We start from the raw sequence: 19,662 nt of genomic DNA, 5'->3' as shown, positions 1-19,662 counted from the left end.
GATTAAATTCCCAGAATGTACTGGCTGTATTTTTTGGGCAAAACTTTCTGCAACAGGTAAATACTTGCCAAACAACCGAACAAAGTGCCTGTCACTAAAAAGCCGAGCTTCAGCAGCGGATGTACGGGGTCAATAAATTTATAAAACACTAACAACACATATCTCACGACTGTCGAATCTAGGAGATATATCGGGAATGAATAAGCAGCCAATATTTTGATTAACCCCGAAACTCTACTGGGAAGTGCGATTTTCTTAGAAAATGCTAGTATCGACAATACGAATAAAATTGCGTATCCTTGGGAAGATAGTTTGAAAAACGATCGCAGAAACCATCCTTCTGAATTAACTCCACTTATCAGGTAATATTCCCAAATGCTCGCTAGATAAAAGAGGATAGTTGCTCCTAAAATTGGCATTTTTATGCGTTCGAGAACGGGTTGATTTTTGTCATAGGCTGCGCCCAAATATAGACCGGTTGAAAATGGCAAAATCCAACTAAAAATCCAGCGCTCCATCAAAGGTAGAGGTATTGATATGTATTTGAAAGCGACTAAGTAAAACCCTATTGTAAAAATTGTTTGTATTATCAAACCCAATGCTAAAATTTTTCTGGGTTCTAAAAATCTTAGTTTCACTAGGAGCCACCACCAACCGTAGCATTGAACAATCACCACGATGAAGTAATAGGGAGGCATTACGGAGCCTGTCAGGATATCTCTGAGTAATGAAAGTAAATCAAATTTTTGGAGTGAACCCAAATTATTTAAAATGTACAAACCTACTGACCAAAACAGATAGGGGGGTATAATTTTTGACAGTCTTTTTTTGACTACCTGTGCGGGATTATTTTGATTTTCCAGTTTGTTGGTGAGAAAAAAACCGCTGAGCAGTAAAAATGCAGGTACGCAAAATAGTTGCAATGTATCGATCGCGACAAAGATGATTCTGCGATCGCTAAATGCCAAGAACCCAGCATGAGTAATCACAACACTGACGATCGCTAAAGCGCGGATCAAGTCAAATTCAGCAAACCGATTAGATGCTTTTTGCATGGTAACAGTTAGATTGCAAACATTAGGGTCAAATCAGGAATTTTCTGTGTGATGAGTTTTTACCATAACAGAAAATATTATATTTGCTCCTCTATTCAAAAAAGTTATCTCTGGGAAAATAAGTCACACCATTTTCAAAAAAAATGCAACTGTAGGCCAGTGCTACCCATATTTCATCAGCCATTGCCAATTCTAAAATCTCAAATTAAAAATCGGATCACGAAGTGCTGGGATTGAGGAATCAAGACTGTTGCGAAAAAAAAATCTACCTAAAGATAGGTAGACTTGGAGAAATGTTTAAGCAATTAATTAAAAGTTAGCTAACCGTTGTTGTGATGGATGTGCGACGCCGAAACACTATCCAATTGATCGCGCCCGTTGCGGATCACGCGCAGCATATCGCTCAGCTTGTGCTCAATATTATCGAGCACTTGGTCAGCATAATCGTCGGCGCCGTTTTGAATTTCCTCGCATTCAGTCATCGCCCTGACTCTCATCTCTTCCAGTTCCTCTTGAGCCTGGTAGCGAATTTGTTCGACTTCCGCCAGCGTCGCCTGCTGAATTGCCTCGCAGTCGAGCAAAACTTGCTGTCGCAACTGATCTGCTTCTACTTTTGCCTGCTGGATTAGGCCCATATCATTTAAAAGTTCTGCCGCTCGCTGTTCTGCTGCTTCTATCACTTCTTGAGCGTAGAGTTGAGCTTCTTGGAGCAGTTCATCCTTGTGCCGAATGATCATCTCGGATTCCTGAAAGGCGATCGGCAAATTTAGCCTCACCAAGTCTAACTGATCGAGTAACTGTTCTTCATCCACCAGAGTGCGTCTGGTCATGGGAATTCGCGGACTGTCGAGAACAATTTCCTCAAGCCGATTCAATTCCCGCTGGATGTCTACTCCTGCGGTTCTGGTGTCGTCTCCGAAGGCTGCTGTGTTCTGAGGTGATTCGTTCTCAGTGCTGCGTCCGGTAGTGTCGGGTTCGATGCGATTTGGTTCCTGCTGGCGTAACATTTGTAAATATCTAGGGCGACGTGTTTCGGAACAAGATGATCTACGGAGCCACCAAACTTGGCAATTTCTTTAACTACACTACTACTTAAAAAGCTGTACTCGTTAGAAGTTGCCAAAAAAACTGTTTCAATTTCACCCATAAGGGTTTTATTGGTGTGGGCCATCTGGAGTTCCATTTCAAAATCTGTTAATACCCGGAGTCCCCGCAGCAGCACTTTGGCTTGTCGAATCTTAGCATAGTTTACTGTCAAACCCTCAAAACTGTCTACTTCTACGTTTGGCAAGTGTTGGGTAGAGCGCCGGATCTGCTCGATTCGTTGCTCTACGGTGAATAGAGGGGTTTTGCTGGGATTTTTGACTACTGTAACAATTACGCGATCGAATAATCTAGACCCCCGCTCGATAATATCTGCGTGACCGAAGGTAATGGGGTCAAAGCTGCCTGGATAGATTGCAATCACGAGTTTTGCCAGAGAGTGGGGGAGGGGGAGAGGGGGAGATGGGGAGATGGGGGGATGGGGAGATGGGGAGAGGGGGAGAGGGGGAGATGGGGAGATGGGGAGATGGGGAGATGGGGAAAACCTTCCTTTTTCCTTCTGACTGCCAACTGCCAACTGCCAACTGCCAACTGTCAACTGTCAACTGCCCACTGTCAACTGTCAACTATCTTCTACTTTTTGATGGAATGAGCTTTGTAGAAAGTTTCGAGGCTTTGCCTGTCGCCCACAAACCGCCAGTGCCAAGGCTCATAACTAACGCCTTGGCGGTTGTTTTTGGGGAAGGACATTTCAAAGCTGAAGGCGGGAGCGTTGGCTTCTAGCCACTTGAATGCTTGGGTACTGTCAAAGCTGGGACTGAGGTTAGTGTCGGGGGCGGAGCCGTCGCCAATGTCGATCGCGTAACCTGTATGGTGTTCGCTATATCCAGGAGGAGCGCTGACTTCGGCTCGCTTGGTGGCGTTTTGCCTGCGTTCGGCTTTTACGTCAAAAAATACGTGCTGTTGGTCTTCCACGGAGCGAAAGCCGGATATGGGAGCGAAATAGATCCCTGATGCGGCGGCGGCGTTAGCCATTTCTTGATATTTTGCTGCTGCGGTTTTGCGGAGTTTGATGCCACCGTCGGAAGTGACGTTTACCAAGTCTGAGGCTGGTGCTTCTGGGTAAGGCAAGTGTCCCAGCAGGTTGTCTGGGGTTGCGGGTTTTGAGTTGGTGGCTGGACTCGCGGCCACCCCTGACGGCGAGCTCGCCGCTGCTGGGTTTTGTTGAGTTTGTTCTGCCCGACTGGTAGCTGGGAAAAAGTTAAAGTTGAAGTGCAGCCAAATGCTTACTCCAAAGGCTACGGCGCCCAACCCTAGCAGTTTCCAAATCAGCCCTTTTTTCTTGGACTGGCTCGCTCCTGCTTCTATGTATGGGTGATCTCGCACTGCTTCTGGAATTTCGTCAGCGGCAAGCTCTGAGGCTTGCGGGGTTTTTCTCGACAGACTAGCGTTATCCAAGCCAGCTCCACTCCTGCACTTCAATAAGGCTCAACGTTACAAATTGTAGACCGATTGCGCGCGATCGCACAGCTACAATTGCCGCTGAGAATATATACTCTCTTCCTGACGGAGCCCCGTCCCATCCGCCAACTCTCTAATCTGTTATTTGGGCCTACAGTCGATCGCCCGTCGGAGGTGGCGCTGGTTGGCACTGGTTTATTTTAAGTGTAATTTGCTACTTATTCGACAAAATCGAACAATTATTCGATCGACACATCAAAAGTCCTGGCTAATTTTAGCAGAGCACCGATGTCGGCCATTGTCAGATTGGGCGATCGGGCTAAATTTTTAACGGTGTTCACCGATTCGATTCTTGACAAAGGGGAAGTATGTGCTTTTAAGTAATTAGATATTAAAGGGCGATCGCCCCGGCATTGGAAACTGAAGGGCGATCGGTCAACTAGACAAACTCCCATGAAATGAGAGACACCTAGTGAAATCAGATGCGATCGCTATGATATCAAAAAAACACTCCCAAGCCAAGCAGATGCAATTCACTTAAATCAATTATGCTATTATTTAGAGATTCATGCCTAAAAAATTCGAGAATTAAAAAGCCTGCTCCTAAAAGCTGGGTTTAGATATCGCTCTGGTAAGGGAAGCCATACTAAAATGGTTTCATACACTTCTAGCCGAGCCAGTTATTTTATCCGGCAATGATGGGGCTGATGCTAAGCCTTACCAAGAAAGAGATGTTAGCCTGTCCCTGCAAAAGCTAGAGGAAATTCGAGAACAAGAGGAACAATCATGATCAAATATCGCTACACTATTTTAATTCAATGGTCGGAAGAAGATAATTGTTTCGTGGCCAGTCTTCCAGAGTGGGGGCATTTTTGTCACACTCATGGAGACACCTATGAAGAAGCTCTCACCAATGCCCAAGAAGTGTTAGAATTATTAATAGAATCTTCCCAGGAAGAAGGAAAAGCTTTACCAGAACCTCAAACCTTTGCCAAACTGTTACAATTAGTATAATTGATCTGTATCCACATTCCCTCAATTGGCAGAAGATTAGATAAGATCAAGTCGGAGTTTGACTGAAGGACGACAGCAATGAATGTGAAATTAGTTGAATCTTTAGCTCAAATCATTCTATCCCTTTCTGAGTCAGAAAGGCAACTTCTAGAATCCCAAATTCAGATTCCCGAATTATGTTCTAAAAATGCTCCGACAATCCCACAAGATATTTTAGAGTTAAAGAATCGCTTGCAAGCTTTTGAGGATCAATATCAAATGCGATCGGATGATTTTTATCCGCGCTTTCGGGCAGGAGAATTAGGAGATAGTATGGATTTCTTTGAATGGAGTGTTTTTTATGAAATGTGGAAGGCGGGCGAGCAAGAATTAACATCACCGGAGACTCAACAAAGCTAAAGGAAATTCCCTGAATAGAACTTCAAGAGTATTACGACTTACGGAGAGGTAGCCAGAAACCGGGTTTTTACCCACAATACCTGCTTAAAATCCTCAATTTCGGTTAAAAACCCGGTTTCTTTGTGGGCGACTGCGTAAGTCTTAGCTAATTTTATTCGTGAGTAGATCCATCTGGCATAATTGCACCAATAAGTTTAGCATTTTCCAAGTTAGCACCTCCTATTTTTGCACCAGTTAAGTTAGCGCCAGATAAGTCTGCAAAGTTTAATCTTGCTGCACGGATGTCTGCTGAAACCAGCTCAGCACCACGCAGCTTTGCAGAGTTTAATTCCGCTTGTCGCAAGTCAGATTCAGTTAAGTCGGCTGTCGTTAAATCTGCATTAACTAATCTTGCATCATTCAAGTTTACCTGCTTCAAATTAGCCCGACTCAAATTACAGCCGTCTAGACTTGCTCCCTGAAGTTTTGCCCCACTCAAATTGGCATCTCTCAAATTGGAATTATTCAATTGTGCAGAAGTCAAATTAGCACCTTGTAAATTGGCTCCCATCAAGTTAACACCGCTCAACTCCCTACCATTTAGATCGGCATTTTGCAGCGATACATAGGGAGCAATTAAGTAAGCACCCGCTTTCACAGGATCGAAATCAGCAGGAAATAAAGTTGCTTGATTACAAATCGCTCCTTGAAGTTGAACTCCTTTGAGATTTGCTCCCTCAAAATTTGCTCCTAAAAGGTTAGAGTTACTCAAATTTGCATTTGTTAAATTAGCATTTCTCAGGTCTGATTCCCTCAAGTATAGCCCGCTTAAGTTAGCTTGAGCGAGGTTGGCATTAGTGAATTTTGCTTGTCGAGTAAGTTTAGCACCGCTGAGATTTGCACCATCCAAATCGGCATCACTAAAATTTGCATATTCTAGGTTTGCCACTCTTAAAATTGCCTTACTCAATTTGGCTCTTTCTAGTTTAGCTGATTGTAAATTAGCCTGAGAAAGGTTAGCTTTGACTAAATTTGCATGATTCAGATTGGCTGAAGATAAATTCGCCTGAGAAAGGTTAGCACTTGATAAATTCGCATTACTAAAATTTATGTTCTGGAAAGACGTATTACTCATATTTACTTCCTTCAAAGTTGCTCCACTGAGATTTACACCCTGCCAATTAACACCGCTCAAATTAGCTTTTATCATATTAGCATTACTCAGATTAACATCAGAAGTTAGGAAACTTTTACTCAAGTAAGCACCAGCTAAATTAATACCTGTAAAATCCCTTTCTCCCTGATTTTTGCAACGCTTCCAAAATTCCTCAACAGTAACCACAGGTTCCAGACTAGCCTCAGACTGATCATCCAAATCCTCAGCGCTATCCTCTAAATCAATCTCTCCCTCAGCAGCATCCGCCGCCAACCCTTCCAAATATTCGGCTCGATCGATTGAATCAGAACTCTCTATAAACCTGCTCTCAATCTCCTCCTCATTTAATACTTCGCTGCTGTCAAATCTCTCAATTAATTGCTTGACAATTTGGCAGTCATCCGTGCGGATTCCCACTTCTTTTTCTGCACTTTGGTCGCTGTTAGTCAGAAAATTATGGCTCCCCAACATAGCAAAACTGGAATCGCAGACTAAATAGTTTTCGTGAGTACCAAATAAATTGAGACTAAATTGACCGGGATATGCGCTTTCTAATTCTTGCAAATCTGCTAAAGCATTGTATCGCCATCCCTTGCCGATTTTTTGCCGATCGCCTAAATAACCCCAGCCAATATCGATCGCACATCCTCGGTTCAAGCAATCCCTAAATTTTTGGAGCAATTCATCATTAATACTGTTACAATTGAGCCAAGGGCAAACAATAATCAGCCGCTCTTGTCCTACTGATAGCGCCTCCACCAACACAGCGCGACTGTCGGGGCGATCGCATATTAACCGATACTGAAAGTCTAACTTTTGCTGTTCTGTCTCAGCGTCAAGCTCAATCGGCGGCTCTGAAATGACCGAAATATCGCCAATTGCCAAATCAAGCCGCTGTTGGAGCGCCGCAATTTGGGCAGTTAAACTTTCTAGCAGTTGCGGTTGAGGGCGATCGTTAAATCGTTGATCCTGTGCTTCTAACTGCCGCTTAAATTTGGCTATATATTTTTTGAGAATAACTTGCTCTTCTTCAAGCTGCAATACTCTGGCGGCTATTGATCCTAAATCTAGTTCGGTCTCTGACATAGTGCTACCCTAAAATTAAAAATACTTCAAACGCCATGTCTGGGAAGTTTGCCAAAAATCAAATCTTACCAACTTCCGCCAATTCAGCACAATTAGTAGAAATTTCCTCTTCCCCTGCATCAACCGCAACCGTTAACTTCAATCCCAAAGCCTTCAGCCAACTAGCCAAACCATAAATTGTCGCACTTCCTTCTGGCGACAACAAAGTATCTAATTTTTCCAAATGCAATTTAGCATCATCAGCCGACATATTTGGTTCGCCCAGAGCCTCAAATATATCTCTCATAGCTGAGAGCATAATGTTTAATTCCAAATCTCCCTCTTCCTCTTCTCCAAATATTAGAGAAAGGTAAGCAGCAGAATAGTTTGGATCTTTGAGATTGGAAATTTTAAAGGGATGATAGCTATCACTAGCCGGCATTTTGGCGTCTTTCATAATCTCTCCAATATTCCTTAGCTTTACTAATGTCTTGGTCTTGAGTGCTTTTATCCCCAGCGCACAGGAGAAGCACGATCGCAGATCCCACTTGTCCAAAGTAGACTCTGTAGCCTGGGCCATAGTCGATTTTAAGTTCGCAAACTCCTTCGCCAACTGAACGACAGTCTCCCAAATTGCCACTGCTAACCCGCTCAAGTCTCTTATCAATCCTGATTTTAGCGTTAACATCTCGCAGGGAGCCAAACCATTCGGCAAATGGAACTGTCCCATTTTGTCTGATATAACGCTGAATTTCCTTGGGCTGCACTTCCATAATCTTGATTTTAGCCGATCGCACTTACTCACAATAAAAAATCAAACATTACCAACTTGGGCCAATTCAGCAACATTAGCAGAAATTTCCTCATCCCCTGCATCAACCGCAACCGTTAACTTCAATCCCAAAGCCTTCAGCCAACTAGCCAAAGCATAAATTGTCGCACTTCCTTCCCCCGACAACAAAGTATCTAATTTTTCCAAATGCAATTTAGCATCATCAGCCGACATATTTGGTTCACCCAGAGCCTCAAATACCTCTTTCAAAGCTGATGGGAAAATGCCAATATCCAAATCTCCCTCTTCTTGCTCATTCAAAAATAACGTCAGGTAGCCGGCCGCATATACTGAATCTTTGAGCTGTTCAATCAGAAACGGATGGTAAGGTACACTTTTAACCATTGTCTTGACTCCTGTATTTAATCCAATATTTCTTTGCTTTACGAATATCTTCGTCCTGAGTGCTTTTATCCCCTCCACACAGGAGAAGCACTATTGTTGTTTCTACTTGTCCAAAATAAACCCGGTAGCCTGGACCAAAATTAATTTTCAATTCCAAGACTCCTTCTCCCACTGGGCGGTAGTCTCCAAAATTACCTGTACTGACTCGCTTCAATCTCACATTAATCTTGAGTTTAGCTTGAGAATCCCGCAGAGCATAAAACCACTCATCGAAAGGAATCTGACCGTCTGACTTGACGTAACGCTGAATGTCCCTGGGTTGTACTTCCATAAATGCGATCGCAACTACTCGCTCATGATCATAAAGGCGATCGCCCACAATCAAACCTTCACAACCTCCACCAACTCAACAGCACTAACAGAAGCTTAACCCTGATTCTAGCGACGATCGCACGCCAATATTGCAGCCACCCGATCGCCACTTGACTTAATGCGCTACAATTATTAAGAAATTTTTAGTTAAATTCGTTTAACGTCCCAGACGCCTTATGAGTCTTCCCATTCGCAACGTTGCTATCATTGCTCACGTCGATCACGGCAAAACCACCCTTGTAGACGCTCTTCTCAGACAGTCCGGGGTCTTCCGCGAAGGGGAAGAAGTCCCAGATTGCGTCATGGACTCCAATGACATCGAGCGCGAGCGTGGCATCACCATCCTTTCCAAAAATACCGCTGTCCGATACAAAGAAACTCTGATCAACATCGTCGATACCCCCGGACACGCGGACTTCGGCGGCGAAGTCGAACGAGTTCTCGGCATGGTTGACGGCTGTTTGCTGATTGTAGATGCCAACGAAGGCCCGATGCCGCAAACCCGGTTCGTACTCAAAAAAGCCCTCGAAAAGGGACTGCGCCCGATCGTATTTGTCAACAAGATCGATCGCGATCGAGCAGATCCCCACAAAGCAGTCGATAAAGTTTTGGATCTGTTCCTCGAACTCGGCGCAGACGACGATCAGTGCGACTTCCCCTATCTGTTCGGTTCCGGGCTCAACGGCACTGCCAAAAAAACATTGGAAGACGAAGCAGTGGACATGAAACCGCTGTTTGAAGAAATCCTAGACCACGTACCGCCCCCCATCGGCGACCCCAACAAGCCACTACAACTGCAAGTAACCACCTTAGATTACTCAGAATACGTCGGCCGCATCGTCATCGGCCGCATCCACAACGGCACGATTAAAATCGGTCAACAAGCAGTCTTAATCACCGAAAGTGGCGCCATTGTCAAATCAAAAATCAGCAAATTGATGGGCTTTGAAGGCCTAAAGCGCATTGATATCCAAGAATCTTCTGCTGGTAATCTTGTCGCAGTTGCCGGTTTTGCTGATGCGTATATTGGCGAGACAATTACCTGTCCAAATGACCCACAAGCGCTACCTTTAATCAAGGTAGACGAACCAACTTTGCAGATGACTTTCTCGGTGAACGATTCGCCGTTCTGCGGTCAAGAAGGTAGTTTGGTCACATCGCGTCAAATTCGCGATCGACTCATGCGAGAACTCCAAACCAACGTCGCCCTGCGCGTCGAAGAAACCGAATCTCCCGACAAATTCCTCGTATCCGGCCGTGGCGAACTTCACCTCGGAATCCTGATCGAAAATATGCGTCGCGAAGGATACGAATTCCAAGTATCTCAGCCGCAAGTAATCTTCCGCGAAGTCGGCGGTCGTCCCTGCGAACCCTTTGAATGTTTGGTGTTAGACGTACCCGAAGAAGCAGTCGGCGGCTGTATCGAACGCCTCGGTCAACGGAAAGCAGAAATGCAAGATATGCACGTCAGCAGCACCGGCCGCACCCAAATCGAATTTTCAGTCCCCGCTCGCGGTTTGATTGGATTCCGAGGCGAGTTTATGCGCCTAACTCGCGGCGCAGGAATTATGAACCACAGCTTCCTCGACTATCGCCCCCTCGGTGGAGAAATTGTCGCCCGCCGCAACGGAGTATTAATTTCCTTTGAAGAAGGAACTGCAACTACTTATTCACTGAAAAATGCTGAAGACCGCGGCGTGTTTTTCATTACCCCTGGAACCAAGGTTTACAGAGGGATGATTATCGGAGAAAACAACCGAGATGATGACATGGAACTCAATATCTGCAAGTCGAAGCAGTTAACAAACCACCGCGCATCTGGCGGTGAAGAATTGGCGCAGTTGCAAGCACCAGTCGATATGAGTTTGGAGCGCGCTTTGGAGTACATCGGCCAGGATGAATTGGTGGAAGTAACACCGAAATCAATTCGCTTGCGGAAGTTGTCCAAGAAGTTGGTCAAACGCTAAAACAACTTGAGGGCTGGTAATTTTGCCAGCCCTTAGTGTCAACTTCAAACTATATTTAAAGGCAATATTAATCATTTTAACTCAATCAAAAATAGGTCACAACGATGTCAACAGTTTATCGTTTAAAAGCCAGCGAACTAGATAGTAACTTTTTAGAACAAATCAAAGCGATTTTTGGAGATAAAGAGATTGAAATAAGTGTATCAGAATGCGATGAAACCGAATATCTTTTGAAATCAGAAGTCAATAAAAACAAACTGTTGAAAGCTATTGAAAATGTTAAAGACAGGCAAAATTTAGTTGAAGTCGATCTACAGGATTTGCAATGAGCAGAAGAATTATTTTTGAATCTTCTGCTTTTGCAGATTTTAATGAATGGGCAAAATTAGACAAAAAGATTTATCGCAAAATTGTAGAATTGATTAAAGATATAGATCGATCGCCCTTTGAAGGATTGGGCAAACCTGAACCTCTGAAATACGAGTTAAGTGGTTTTTGGTCGCGGCGTATTGATAACGAACATCGTTTGGTTTACCAAGTTACGGAGGTCGAAATTGCGATCGCAGCTTGTAAGAATCATTATAGTGAATGAAGCTTTAAGCAATGTACCTATCGCTTTTTTTTTGCCTTTACTAAAGGCGATCGCTCTCAATCTTCTTGCTGAAGTTCTTCTATTATATCAAGTAACTTTTGGTAATTTTCTTCTTTACCATGCCGACGATATAAATTTTTAGCATTGAAAAAATCCTCATCTGCTCTTTGGGAATAGCCCAATTCATAGTGGACAATACCTCGGTTTTGATAAGCTTGGGCCAAGTCTGGTTTAAGCTGAATTGCCTGGTTATAATCCTCAAGCGCTTTCTCTTTGTTCCCCAAGCTATAGTGAATAACCCCCAGGTTGTAGAATATTATAGGATTATTATGCTTCAGCTGAGCTGCCCGGGTATAATCTTCAAGCGCTCTTTCCAGATTTCCGGATTCCAAGTAGACATCACCTCGATTATTCCAAGCAAGGGCATAATCAGGATTTAGTTCAATTGCTTGGGTGAAATCTTTAAGTGCCCCTGGCACATCCCCCATGTGTACACGAGCAAAACCTCGGCTATTGTAGGCTTGATCATTGTTAGGATCGAGTTGAATTGCTCGGCTGTGATCTGCCTGTGCTTCTCGGTAATCACCTAATTCACAAGAAATAATACCCCGGTTTTTGTGAAAATCTGAACACTTAGGATTGAGCAATATCGCCTCTGTGTAATCTTCCCTTGCTCCCGGAAAGTCTCCTAATTGATGGCGAACATTAGCCCGGTTATTGTAGGGATCTGCATAATCAGGATTGAGCTTAATTGCTCGATCGAAATTTTCAATTGCTTCCTGAAAATGTCTTTCATTAGCCTTGTCAATTCCCAGATTATTGAAATCCTCAGCACAGAGAGGAGAGTGCGATGGGACTGTCTCCACCAAATCATCAATATCATTCTCTGAAATAGAAGGTGCATTTACAGGCTTACTTTCAACTGAGTTAGATGACCTGGTTTTATACCCTGCTTGCTCAAGCCAATCGATACATCTGTATTTTGTTATCTTGATGTCTTCTACTTTTCCGTGAATAAGCTGTTTGACATACATATACACAGTGTTACTTATATCGGTTCTCGCTCCTCCCTCTACCTTCTGAAGCTTTGTACCTATTTCGTCAGGACTAAAACCACAAAGCAATCCTCGCAAATGCCGTTTTTCGACTTCTGTGAGTCCCCTTTGTTTATGCGATGCTACTTCTCGCTTGGCATCTGCCAAATCTTTGTACAACTTTTCTAAATCCCAGTCATTAGCAGCTAGGGTGAATTGTTCTTCTGGTGAATCTTGTGCCATTTTTAGGGTGTTGTTGAGTTCCTAACAAACAATCCTAACAAACTTCCTCACACTTGTTGGGTAGCTGCAAGATAAAGTTCGGCGAAGCTAGGGATGTAGTGATTCACTACTCAAAACTTAAAAAAATCTACATCCACAACTCTGACGGAATTAATCATGTACAACAACAATCAGCACAACGAAACCCAATTATCCCAGCCACTACCCCCGCTTTCCCAAAAACAGGAATACGACTTCCAAACTCAAAAGAAAATAGGAAAGACAGGAGAGGCGATAATAGACCAGTGGCTGCAGTTTCATGGCTATCGCATTGAGGATGTATCAGATTGGCCGCAGTATCAGAAAGCCGGTATTGACCGCCGACTAATTCGCCCAAACGGTTCAATCGCAACTGCTGAGTACAAAACAGATGTCAAAGCCAAGCAAACTGGAAACTTGTTTTTTGAAGCTTTTAACGATCGCAACCTTCCCTGTTGGGGATGGAGTTCACAAGCTGATCTCTGGATATTTTTCATTCCTCAACAGGAGATATTGGTCGTCGAACCAGGTAAATTCAGGTTGTTAGTTTCGCAGCAACAGCCAGAACTCCCGCAGAAAGTAGTACAAAATCGAGGCTACAGTGTAACTGGATTACCTGTTCCATTAGCAAAGGTGCGGAATATTGCTAGTCACGTTTTCAAGTTTTCTGACGTTTTTTTCTAAAAAGAGACTCCCTGTTAATCTGGCGATCGCCTACTCAAGCCGATCGCCATTATTCGAGTAATAATGCTGAGCTAACCCTAATTGGGCGATCGGTATGTTTTAATTTATATTTGAGCAAAATTAAAGCAAACCCAGCCATGAGTCCTAAATCCATAGCCGTAATCAACTTCAAAGGCGGAGTCGGAAAGACCACCGTCACTTGGAGTCTGGGAAATATTATATCCCAAGGAACAGACTTAGAAGTCTTGATGTTAGACCTAGACCCGCAAATGTCCCTCACAGAGGCGATCGGGCTTAACGAAAATACAGGTCATTTAGAGGATAAATTTGGTAAGTGGTACGAAAAATCTCTGAAGCACAGACTCACAATTTACGACGCCCTCGAAGTCTTTAAAAAAGCCGGACAGAACTTTAAATTTCCCGTTGGTTTCGACACGATTTATCAGATTGACGAACAATTGCATTTTATCCCTTCAGTTGAAGAATTGTATTGGTTAGATTTGGATGGATTTGAGGGAAAAAGTGTTAAAGATTTCATCCGCCAGTTCAGCGGCAAAATCGCCAACTCTCCCAATCTCCCCAAATACGACTTGATGCTTTTTGACTGTTCGCCTTCTTTCAGTCTCCTCACCTATAGCGTCCTTTCTTGCTGTGACTTAATATTGATTCCCGTCAATCCAGATTATTTTGGTTCTAGGGGATTGAGTTTAGTTTTAAACTCCCTCCAGAAACGGATTGAACCTTACCCGTTTCCCAAGATTGCCGTGTTTATGAATAGAGCTAAAATCTATGGAGGATTGCTGACAAATGAAGTTCAGTTTTATATGAGAGAAGTCAAGAGACTTTGCGCTGAAATATCAAAAGACAATAACATAGAAGTGAGATTTTTGGAAGCGACAATTCGGGAAAGCGTCGGGTTGAAACGGGCGATTAATGAGGGAGAACTGCCGCGAGAATTAGTTAGAGAGTTTGAGCAACTCTGGCGCGAGTGTGAGGAGTATCTGAAATGATTAAAAAAGATATTTTTGCTGCTAATGAGCAAGAAAGCGGGGGGTTAGTTGATGAAATTGGCGAACTTAAGGAAATCTTGCGGGAGGTTTCCAAAAAATTAACCAGGATTGAGGCTCAAGTTAAGCGGGGAGTGCTTTCTGCTGGGTCTAAAAATTCGCAATTATCTACCACTGCTGATGTGAATAAGCCTGCTAATTTATCGGCAGGAAATGTTTTAGAAGTTTATGAAGAACTGCGTTTGCAAGCTAAGAAGGGTCATGAATTAGAGGTGAGACAAAAATTGTCGGCGATGAGTGCAACTGACTTGAATTTAATGTGTTGCGAGTTAGGGATGCCGCCCAGTAGCAAGAATCCGTCCCGCAAAAAAATGTTTGAGCTAATTATTGGTAGAATTAAGCAGAGTTTGATGCTGTCGCGACATATCGATCGACAAACCCTTTAAAAATTAGTCTTTGAATCGAAAAAATGGGTTTTAATTTGCATTTCTTGCTGGGATATGGAATGGCATACACAATAAAAAAGGCTCATAGTGCGTCGGGAGTGTCCGCTTTTATGCTGCGGGCTCAAGCCCGCACTACGAACCTGGCTTAATGATTGTATTTGTTCGATTGGAGATGATATTAGAGCGTTTCCGATATAACTTTGCTCAAATTGGAGCTGATGCAATAATCTTTTTCTCCTTAAATTGTTGGTGAACTTCCAATTCATGTCCCTCAAGTTCTAAGTGTTTTTCATCCTGCACCTGTTTGTCAATTTTGGGCAACTTTAAAATCGCCCCAGCCAAAACCCAGTAATACACCGATACTGGATCTACATCCAGCGGATAGTATTGAGGATTGATCGTAATAAATCCCACAAACACCCAAAAACTAGCTCCGTAACTCCGCAAATTTTTGTCCTTCACAGTGCGGTAAGCTCGAAAAGTTAGAAAAGCTAAGTGTAAAAGCATGATTTGAAAAGCAATCATTCCCGGATAACCGAGTTCGTAGATCAACTTAGGATGGAAAGTTTCAATTAGCTGCGTGAAACCAAAGATTCGCGTGGAATTAGTCGCTCGTCCCACACCTCTACCGAGAGGTCTGTCAATGATAAAATTGTTGCTCTGCTCCAACTGATTTAAGAAAAACTGCTGGGGTGGTGCAGCATTCCAGCGGTTAACAAAACTCTCCCACCGCTGCTCGATAATTCCTGGGTTAATTGCTGCACCGACAAACAGCAGAATTGCCAGTCCTGCACCGATGGGAATAAATCGTTTGAAATTAACTAATTGACCTGTGAGAATTAGCAGGATGCCAGTGGCAACTGGAACTAAAACTAAAGCAGCTCTTTGACCGGAAATAACTGCATTGGCAAATACTAATGCCATGCCAAATAAACCAATAACTCGCCACCAGAATGAAGGGTCACAAAATGCAGAGGCAAAGGTCAAAAAAGCATTAGCAATTAAAAACCACGCCCACTGCCAAGGCGCCACAAATGTTCCTGGCAAGCGGATAAATTTGACTTCTGGACTGAATACCAGAGAACCGCCGACAAAACATCTAGCTTGCAGCGTTGCTTTATATAATTCTTCTCCGCTCATGCCTCGGGTTCCCGCGCATTTTCCACTTTGCAACAACAGGTACTGAATCAAACCAAGAACGCAGCAAACGATCGCCAAAACTACGTGCATTCGACCAAAAAACACCAAATCCTTCTTAGTGCGGATCAGATAATAGGTACAAGCAATCAGCGGTATGTAACCTATCAATACTTTTAAGCCGAGAATTCCTTGCAGAATGGGTTTGTCGCCTTTCATAGGGTGGAGCTGCATCTCCCCGTTGACAAAAATTAAAGTCAGCATTGCCATCATCAACAGGATGCTGAAGGTAGAAAGCATTTGTTTGGGAATGAACAGGGGCAACTGTTTCTTTTTGCAGCTTTGAATTAGGGCGATGAGAGCTGGTATGTAGAAAGCATCTTTGGCTACTTGAAATGCAGCATTCCCGCCGCCAATTGCGTAAGTAATTGTACCGCTGAAAGGCAGGTAAATTAGAAAAGCCCACAAAGCTTGACGGGGGTATTTGTAGGAAAGCAGCAAAATGGCTACGGCTGCGCCTCCAGCAATAGCAATCTTAGGGCGGGTAACGAACAATAGGGGGATGCTGACAATAGCACTGATTAAGCAGCTTATGACGATCGCCTGCGCTAATTCATTGCGCTTTTGTGAAGTTTTACGTTTTTGTGCGGTTACTTCTTTTTTGCTGAGCGATGTTGTTTTTTCGCTGAGCTTTTGTTGGGATTTCTTGGATTTGCGCTTGTTTTTCAACATAACTTCTAGAAGGCACTTATGTAGAAGGCTGAAGGCACTTTTGTGTACCAGACTATCTGATGTAGGAGGTAGAATGTAGAATGAATAGAAGAAAAAATATTGCGGTAGATGTGGTTACTTATTCTTCAAGTCCAGAACTCGAAAAAATCTGGGTCAAGATTGTGGGTGCGAGGCGGGCATAACTTATACTCGCGACCTTGTAGAATATAACTGCTGCATCTATAATGTACAAATCTCGAAAAAATAATTTTAATCGATCGCTGAAAGTGAATATGAAGTTAACAAAATTGGTATCGATCGGCATTGCCCTAGTTGTAGGAGCAAGCGCGAGCATATTATCTAGCAGCAGCAGTAGAGCATTCGGGGCAGAAAAAGTTGTCCTGACATTTGGCCCGATCGCACAAACCATCAATATCAGCGACTTAGAAGACTTTGCAAAAAACGGCACGACGACACCAACCATCAAACAAATTATCGGGTTCTCCAAAATGGACCCACAAGTGCTGCAGGGATTGATGAGTCTAGAAATCGGTTTAAAGCCAGCTATTCTGGCCCGGGTAATTTACAGCACCCCAGGCGAAAAAATTACAGACGAAATCGGTCAAGCAATTCGGACTCACCGCCGCACAGAAAGCGGCAAAGCCCTGCGGGCTGCGGTGATTCTGGCATCCGGCGACGACGGTAAACTGTCGCTGCTAGAAATCCTGAAAAAGTATCCTCTGCCGGAGGTTTACGTAGATGTTGCCAGCATTGCCGCCACGGTTGGAAAAATTCAGGGTTTAGCCGGCAATCTGAGCAGCCTGCTTCAAGATTCGATGCGCGAGACAACGAGGACAACTGAAACTAATCGCACCGAAAGTCCGATCGCACCTCGCCGCAGCGTTGCGCCAACAACCCCCCCTCCAGCGCGTCGCCCCGCACCCGCACCCCTACCAGCACCAGCACCGCAGCCTGCGAGCCCTGTCAGAGGACTCTGGTAAGGAGATTATATTAAACTAACGGTCTCCCTAACAGCTTCTCGCAGCCTCTCCACATCGCGCATCGGCGGTGCACCAAAGAGCCGCTTGTACTCCCGGTTGAAGTGGGAGGCATCGTCATAACCCACACGGTAGGCAGCACTGCTAGCATCGAGGTTTTCCCCCAGCATCAGACGGCGAGCCTCCTGGAGCCGCAGTTGTTTCTGGAACTGCAAGGGACTCATTGCAGTGACAGACTTGAAGTGATGGTGAAAGCCCGAGACACTCATTCCAAGCTCTCGTGCGATGCTTTCAATCCGAAGCGGCTCCTTAAAATCTTTACGAAGTCGATCGACTGCAAGAGCGATGTGATGGGTTGAGCCTCCCAGAACTGCAATCTGACGAAGCCGACCACCTTGCTCTCCCATCAGCAGTCGATAAATGATTTCCCGCTTAATCAATGGTGCGAGAACATGAGCTTCAGCAGGGGAATCGAGAAGCCTGACGAGCCGCACTACAGAGTCCAACAGATTTGCATCCAACGGACTGACATCGATCGCTTTGACATTGGCACCTCTTTGTGCTGAGGGATGCCCTGCCTCGACCATGACTGAACCGACAAAGGTAGGGTCGAGATCGAGGCGAAGGCTAAGGTACGGTTGCGCCTTGGACGCTTCAAGAATTTGACTCACAATCGGCAGTTCAACCGTCGCCAGCAGATAGTGCATCGGGTCGTACTGATAGCGATCGTTACCCAGAAGCACTTCTTTGCTGCCCTGAGCGATCGCACAAAAGGCAGGAATAGAGACACTATAAATGCACTCCGAAGGCGAAGAGGAGCGATTGAAGTGCAATCCTTTCAGCGGCTCAATCGTCCCATCCTGACGAATTGCTTGTGCAATCCGCTCAGTCAGTTCGTCTCTATTGGCTTGCGCTCTGTCTGCCTCACGCTTTGCCTGCGGGTCGTTCCTTAAATCCCGATCGGACGTTTCAAGTGTTTTAGCAGGGTTCATTTCTAAGTTTGCAGGATTGTACAACAATCTTAGACGATCGTTCTATGGCTTGCCCCTGAGAGTTCCTAGAATGAAGCTAAAGCAATAAAAAACGATTCCGGCTTCTTGCAAGCGTCTGGACTTTTATACAAGAGAAAACTCAGTCTTGATTGGGCCAGAGATTCGCCTACTGACAACCAAAAGGACATCAAGGCTAACCCTGCTGCTTAAAAAATCCATCCCTACCGATAGAGCAGGTGTTAAGTGCTCAATCTCTAAGATTGGGCTGCAACCAAAATGGCATCAATTGAAGGAATTAACCAAATGAACATCCAAAGAAGTGGCTCACAGCCTTCTGCCAAAGGGCCGGCCGATTATTTTACCGGCACTGTCCGCATTGACCCCCTATTCGAGGCACACGATCCGGCACGCACGTCTGGCGCCAGTGTCACCTTCGAACCCGGCGCTCGAACAGCATGGCACACCCACCCGTTGGGCCAGACGCTAATTGTGACGGCTGGCTGCGGTTTCGTACAGCTCTGGGGTGAGCCAATTCAGGACATCAGACCCGGTGATGTTGTCCAGATTTTGCCCGGTGAGAAACATTGGCACGGTGCCACAGCAACCACAGCTATGACGCACATTGCTATTCAGGAATGGCTCGACGGCAAGCCTGTGGACTGGATGGAACAGGTCAGCGACGAGCAGTATCAAGGAAAATCTTGAGGCTTTTGAGATGGTTTCCTATCAAGGGGAAAAACTGTCAGAAGAGAATGCTGATTTTGGTTTTCGCCCTAGCGATGTCCCTGAGTTACTCAGCCTGCCGTGCCGACAACAGTGTGCCGAGCAGTGCCTCGTCGAAGATGCCGACTGAAATATCAATCAAGCAGGCAGACAGTGTCAGTAACTCAGGTCTAAAGACACTGAGCTTGCAAGAGTAATCCAGCAAGCTATGCTGACCAGCCTAAGTCTTCACTGACTACGTTTTTCGAGTCACGACACCCCGGAATGCGAAGCTAGTTCCTTGCTCTGTCATCTGCAATTAAACAGTTTTAACCCACACTCCGCACTTCAATAACACTACATAGAATAGTACATTGCTAGGCTGGAATGAATAAGTAAAAATACTTAG

General features: G+C 44.5%; 25 protein-coding genes. 12 read left to right on the top strand and 13 right to left on the bottom strand.

Features of this window, described 5'->3' with window-relative positions; all coding sequences use genetic code 11:
* Window positions 1-2: 2 nt before the first annotated feature.
* From QUB66_RS11795 to QUB66_RS11780, 4 genes are all read right to left on the bottom strand, one after another.
* A complete protein-coding gene (locus tag QUB66_RS11795; RefSeq protein ID WP_332967928.1) occupies window positions 3-1,055 on the bottom strand; it encodes an acyltransferase in 1,053 nt (350 codons plus the stop codon).
* A gap of 320 nt (window positions 1,056-1,375) precedes the next feature.
* Window positions 1,376-2,062: a DivIVA domain-containing protein gene (locus QUB66_RS11790; protein WP_265237751.1), complete on the bottom strand. Its 687-nt coding sequence runs from the start codon at window positions 2,060-2,062 to the stop codon at window positions 1,376-1,378.
* Entirely contained in the window at window positions 1,945-2,523 is a 579-nt protein-coding gene (gene coaD / locus QUB66_RS11785) for a pantetheine-phosphate adenylyltransferase (protein ID WP_265237803.1), read from the bottom strand. The genes QUB66_RS11790 and coaD overlap by 118 nt, the downstream gene beginning before the upstream one ends.
* A gap of 209 nt (window positions 2,524-2,732) precedes the next feature.
* Window positions 2,733-3,557 carry a M15 family metallopeptidase gene (locus QUB66_RS11780; protein ID WP_332967926.1) on the bottom strand — a complete coding sequence of 275 codons (825 nt, stop codon included), beginning with the start codon at window positions 3,555-3,557 and terminating at the stop codon, window positions 2,733-2,735.
* A gap of 54 nt (window positions 3,558-3,611) precedes the next feature.
* Between QUB66_RS11780 and QUB66_RS11775 the strand changes: the two genes are divergently transcribed.
* Window positions 3,612-3,764: a hypothetical protein gene (locus QUB66_RS11775; RefSeq protein WP_332967925.1), complete on the top strand. Its 153-nt coding sequence runs from the start codon at window positions 3,612-3,614 to the stop codon at window positions 3,762-3,764.
* Between the two features lie 35 nt (window positions 3,765-3,799).
* On the opposite strand, the gene QUB66_RS11770 is transcribed toward QUB66_RS11775, so the two are convergent.
* The gene (locus QUB66_RS11770; RefSeq protein WP_332967923.1) at window positions 3,800-4,015 is read right to left on the bottom strand and encodes a hypothetical protein; all 216 of its coding nucleotides are present in this window, start codon (window positions 4,013-4,015) and stop codon (window positions 3,800-3,802) included.
* A gap of 331 nt (window positions 4,016-4,346) precedes the next feature.
* On the opposite strand from QUB66_RS11770, the gene QUB66_RS11765 reads away from it, so the two are divergent.
* Window positions 4,347-4,574 carry a type II toxin-antitoxin system HicB family antitoxin gene (locus QUB66_RS11765; RefSeq protein WP_332967921.1) on the top strand — a complete coding sequence of 76 codons (228 nt, stop codon included), beginning with the start codon at window positions 4,347-4,349 and terminating at the stop codon, window positions 4,572-4,574.
* Window positions 4,575-4,652: 78 nt separating this feature from the next.
* Window positions 4,653-4,973, top strand: a complete 321-nt coding sequence (locus tag QUB66_RS11760; protein ID WP_332967919.1) for a hypothetical protein — start codon at window positions 4,653-4,655, stop codon at window positions 4,971-4,973.
* Window positions 4,974-5,124: 151 nt separating this feature from the next.
* Here the strand turns inward: QUB66_RS11760 and QUB66_RS11755 are convergent, their stop codons facing one another.
* Genes QUB66_RS11755 through QUB66_RS11735 form a run of 5 tightly spaced genes read right to left on the bottom strand, consistent with a single transcriptional unit; the run spans window position 5,125 to window position 8,681 of the window.
* On the bottom strand, window positions 5,125-7,194 hold the full coding sequence (locus QUB66_RS11755; RefSeq protein WP_332967918.1) for a pentapeptide repeat-containing protein: 2,070 nt from the start codon (window positions 7,192-7,194) through the stop codon (window positions 5,125-5,127).
* 58 nt (window positions 7,195-7,252) lie between these two features.
* Window positions 7,253-7,630 (bottom strand): helix-turn-helix domain-containing transcriptional regulator, encoded by a 378-nt coding sequence (locus QUB66_RS11750; protein WP_332967917.1) that lies wholly within the window; start codon window positions 7,628-7,630, stop codon window positions 7,253-7,255.
* Entirely contained in the window at window positions 7,605-7,946 is a 342-nt protein-coding gene (locus QUB66_RS11745) for a type II toxin-antitoxin system RelE/ParE family toxin (RefSeq protein WP_332967915.1), read from the bottom strand. Before QUB66_RS11745 ends, QUB66_RS11750 begins: the two co-directional genes overlap by 26 nt.
* Before the next feature lie 41 nt (window positions 7,947-7,987).
* Window positions 7,988-8,350: a helix-turn-helix domain-containing transcriptional regulator gene (locus QUB66_RS11740; protein WP_332967914.1), complete on the bottom strand. Its 363-nt coding sequence runs from the start codon at window positions 8,348-8,350 to the stop codon at window positions 7,988-7,990.
* Complete coding sequence (locus tag QUB66_RS11735; protein WP_293190761.1) at window positions 8,343-8,681, bottom strand: type II toxin-antitoxin system RelE/ParE family toxin; 339 nt, start codon at window positions 8,679-8,681, stop codon at window positions 8,343-8,345. The genes QUB66_RS11740 and QUB66_RS11735 overlap by 8 nt, the downstream gene beginning before the upstream one ends.
* Window positions 8,682-8,683: 2 nt before the next feature.
* On the opposite strand from QUB66_RS11735, the gene QUB66_RS11730 reads away from it, so the two are divergent.
* The 4 genes from QUB66_RS11730 (at window position 8,684) to QUB66_RS11715 (ending at window position 11,281) form a co-directional block, all read left to right on the top strand.
* A complete protein-coding gene (locus QUB66_RS11730) occupies window positions 8,684-8,836 on the top strand; it encodes a hypothetical protein (protein WP_332967911.1) in 153 nt (50 codons plus the stop codon).
* A gap of 62 nt (window positions 8,837-8,898) precedes the next feature.
* A complete protein-coding gene (gene typA / locus QUB66_RS11725; RefSeq protein ID WP_332967910.1) occupies window positions 8,899-10,689 on the top strand; it encodes a translational GTPase TypA in 1,791 nt (596 codons plus the stop codon).
* A 104-nt stretch (window positions 10,690-10,793) separates the two neighbouring features.
* Entirely contained in the window at window positions 10,794-11,018 is a 225-nt protein-coding gene (locus tag QUB66_RS11720) for a hypothetical protein (RefSeq protein WP_332967908.1), read from the top strand.
* Window positions 11,015-11,281: a Txe/YoeB family addiction module toxin gene (locus QUB66_RS11715; RefSeq protein WP_332967907.1), complete on the top strand. Its 267-nt coding sequence runs from the start codon at window positions 11,015-11,017 to the stop codon at window positions 11,279-11,281. The genes QUB66_RS11720 and QUB66_RS11715 overlap by 4 nt, the downstream gene beginning before the upstream one ends.
* 56 nt (window positions 11,282-11,337) lie before the next feature.
* Here the strand turns inward: QUB66_RS11715 and QUB66_RS11710 are convergent, their stop codons facing one another.
* A complete protein-coding gene (locus QUB66_RS11710) occupies window positions 11,338-12,558 on the bottom strand; it encodes a tetratricopeptide repeat protein (protein ID WP_332967904.1) in 1,221 nt (406 codons plus the stop codon).
* A gap of 156 nt (window positions 12,559-12,714) precedes the next feature.
* Here QUB66_RS11710 and QUB66_RS11705 point away from each other — a divergent pair, with 156 nt between their 5' ends.
* The 3 genes from QUB66_RS11705 (at window position 12,715) to QUB66_RS11695 (ending at window position 14,713) form a co-directional block, all read left to right on the top strand.
* On the top strand, window positions 12,715-13,260 hold the full coding sequence (locus tag QUB66_RS11705; protein WP_332967902.1) for a hypothetical protein: 546 nt from the start codon (window positions 12,715-12,717) through the stop codon (window positions 13,258-13,260).
* A gap of 137 nt (window positions 13,261-13,397) precedes the next feature.
* Window positions 13,398-14,270: a ParA family protein gene (locus tag QUB66_RS11700; protein WP_332967901.1), complete on the top strand. Its 873-nt coding sequence runs from the start codon at window positions 13,398-13,400 to the stop codon at window positions 14,268-14,270.
* On the top strand, window positions 14,267-14,713 hold the full coding sequence (locus QUB66_RS11695; protein ID WP_332967900.1) for a hypothetical protein: 447 nt from the start codon (window positions 14,267-14,269) through the stop codon (window positions 14,711-14,713). Before QUB66_RS11700 ends, QUB66_RS11695 begins: the two co-directional genes overlap by 4 nt.
* 204 nt (window positions 14,714-14,917) lie before the next feature.
* Here the strand turns inward: QUB66_RS11695 and hpsL are convergent, their stop codons facing one another.
* Entirely contained in the window at window positions 14,918-16,582 is a 1,665-nt protein-coding gene (gene hpsL, locus QUB66_RS11690; protein WP_332967899.1) for a hormogonium polysaccharide biosynthesis protein HpsL, read from the bottom strand.
* Window positions 16,583-16,854: 272 nt separating this feature from the next.
* Here hpsL and QUB66_RS11685 point away from each other — a divergent pair, with 272 nt between their 5' ends.
* On the top strand, window positions 16,855-17,562 hold the full coding sequence (locus QUB66_RS11685) for an alpha/beta hydrolase (protein WP_265238143.1): 708 nt from the start codon (window positions 16,855-16,857) through the stop codon (window positions 17,560-17,562).
* Between the two features lie 5 nt (window positions 17,563-17,567).
* Here the strand turns inward: QUB66_RS11685 and QUB66_RS11680 are convergent, their stop codons facing one another.
* Window positions 17,568-18,551: an AraC family transcriptional regulator gene (locus tag QUB66_RS11680; protein ID WP_332967898.1), complete on the bottom strand. Its 984-nt coding sequence runs from the start codon at window positions 18,549-18,551 to the stop codon at window positions 17,568-17,570.
* A 276-nt stretch (window positions 18,552-18,827) separates the two neighbouring features.
* Between QUB66_RS11680 and QUB66_RS11675 the strand changes: the two genes are divergently transcribed.
* On the top strand, window positions 18,828-19,256 hold the full coding sequence (locus QUB66_RS11675; RefSeq protein ID WP_265238146.1) for a (R)-mandelonitrile lyase: 429 nt from the start codon (window positions 18,828-18,830) through the stop codon (window positions 19,254-19,256).
* Window positions 19,257-19,662 lie beyond the last annotated feature (406 nt).

Source organism: Microcoleus sp. A2-C3 (assembly GCF_036706065.1).
Lineage (GTDB): Bacteria > Cyanobacteriota > Cyanobacteriia > Cyanobacteriales > Microcoleaceae > Microcoleus.
The sequence above is the reverse complement of the archived record's forward strand: the minus strand, read 5'-3'. Positions and strand labels throughout refer to the sequence as shown.